The sequence below is a fragment of the Flavobacterium bomense genome, assembly GCF_003970355.1.
In genome coordinates, this window is record NZ_RYDJ01000044.1 from 1 (window position 1) to 2,160 (window position 2,160).

Here is a 2,160-nt window from a genome sequence, read left to right on the forward strand (position 1 = left end):
AATTTATAGTGTTGAAGATGGTCAAAAAGCTTGCTTTGGTATTCATTGTATTATGATTAAAAATCAAACAATTTACACAAATGCACTTGACTTAATTTACGACAGAGGATACGAAAAACTATGACACCAATCGTCAAATAATTCTATGTAGTAATGATTATTGAGCCGACAAAAGCGAAAAAAAAACAGAGAGAAAAATATTTCTCTTTTTATGTTTTCCGCATATTTATAATTAGCATAACAAACTTTTAAAAAAAAAATATAATGAGAGAACTTATCAAAGAATCAATAGAACTAATTAAGAAAAAAGCTTTATTCAATCAAACGAGCAATGACATACCTTTTTCATCACTATGCCAAGAATCAAGAATGTTATTGACAATAGCTAATGAAAAACTAAATTCAGATGACGAGTTAATAACTGAAATTGCAAGAGTAATAAATATTTTATGTAATGGACAGTAAGCCCAGCCCATAACCGCCGTTTGGCAATATGGCGGGTTTAGGCTTAATTTAAAGTTGGTTTTGTGTCTGAAAGTTCAGTCAATAACCGAAAGTCTAGGCTTCCTTAATCCGCCACATCGCCAAGCGGCCAAACGTTACCAGATAGTTTAGAAAACCAAAAAGCCGAAAATATGAGCGAGGATAATTTGAAAATCACAATTGGGCTTTTAGTTGGATTAATAGGTCTTTTATCAACCGTAATTAAAATGTACCACGATAAAAACCGAGAGATTGAATTAAAACTTTCAGATAAAAAATACAGTACGTATTCCGAAATAATAACAACTCTTTTTGATTTGATAAACAAACAAAAAGGATTAAATAATTTCACCGAAGATGAAATTCTAAACAGAGTAATGGACGTTAAACGAGATTTAATATTATACGGTAATGATGCTATCATAAAAAAGTTTTTTGAATGGGAAGAAAACCAACTAAAGAAAAAACGATTATGGATATGGGTTGAATTAGTTGCACTAGCTAGGCAAGATATGGGCAATAAACGGACTAAAATTAAAGCTGATGACATATTAAAATCGTTATTAAATGAACAAAATGATTATAAAGAATTTAAAAAAACACTTATGAATTCTTAAACTTATTCCACCAAATAAGCAGAATAATTAAACCGAAAAAAACAGTTGGAATGAAACCTATTAGAAAATAATACATTGTAATTAATTTAAAATTGTGTTTCGCTTAATAGCGGTGGAAACACGAAACCGCAAATAAAACCATCTGGTAACAGGTGTTTCAATATACTTGCGGATTTAGTGTAATTACGTGCTATTGTCATAAATCCGTTCAACCAAAACTACTCTGCTTTCAAGTCCGCAAGCATCTTAAAGCACCGGGACGTTAGTGGCAATTAGCCCAAAAAACGTGAAACCAAAACCGAAATAAAAATGAAAAACAAATTATTTACAATTTTAGCATTAGTAATCTCACTTAACATTTTTGCTCAATATGATGTTGATATAAACAAAACTAAAAGAGTAACTGGAAAGGAAAGAAGAAATAATGAACAGCAAAAAAGAGAAGAAACTGGTGGCTGTAAATTTATTCCATTTCACGATTATGCAGTAGGAATGAAATTCTATTTTCCGATAGATAATTCAAAACTTCGATTTGACGAGTATGGATATGATAAATATTATTCCGTAGAACAAATAAAGAAAAACAAATTTCAAATCAATAAAATAAAGTATAAAAATATTTCTGGTAAGTTATTTGAAATTATAAAAATTGAAGAGAGAAAACCTGGTTACAGAGAAGATACTTACATTACTTTAAAACAAGTTGATAGTTCATTTAAAATTGAGCATAAATCTATGTTTGACAGAATATTTCTTAAAAGTCAATGGGAAAAAGATGAAACAGATGGTCAAGTTTCCGTTTTACCTGATGCTATTTATACTGGAGAAATAGATAGTTTCAAAGAAAAGTTTCTAAACAAAGAATTTTATTCAAAAGTTTTAGTGAAAGGAAAAAGATATCAGAAAGTGAAAATTATAAAAGTTGGCGCAGGAACTGAAAACCAACCAATAAGAGCTGTCGTGATAAATGAAAAAGGAGATAAAGAACAAATTGACTTTTGTACCTGCGGTACAAATGTTTCTTCTGTTTATCTTTATTCAAATACTATGAATAATTATT

The 2,160-nt window shown here is 29.4% G+C and carries 3 protein-coding genes; all 3 read left to right on the plus strand.

Features of this window, described 5'->3' with window-relative positions; translation table 11 throughout:
• The first annotated feature begins 264 nt into the window (after nt 1-264).
• Entirely contained in the window at nt 265-465 is a 201-nt protein-coding gene (locus tag EKL98_RS15350; protein WP_126563083.1) for a hypothetical protein, read from the plus strand.
• Nucleotides 466-635: 170 nt separating this feature from the next.
• Nucleotides 636-1,100: a hypothetical protein gene (locus EKL98_RS15355; protein ID WP_126563084.1), complete on the plus strand. Its 465-nt coding sequence runs from the start codon at nt 636-638 to the stop codon at nt 1,098-1,100.
• A 309-nt stretch (nt 1,101-1,409) separates the two neighbouring features.
• Nucleotides 1,410-2,160: hypothetical protein (locus tag EKL98_RS15360; RefSeq protein WP_148104422.1), on the plus strand; the 751-nt coding region annotated here is incomplete at its 3' end.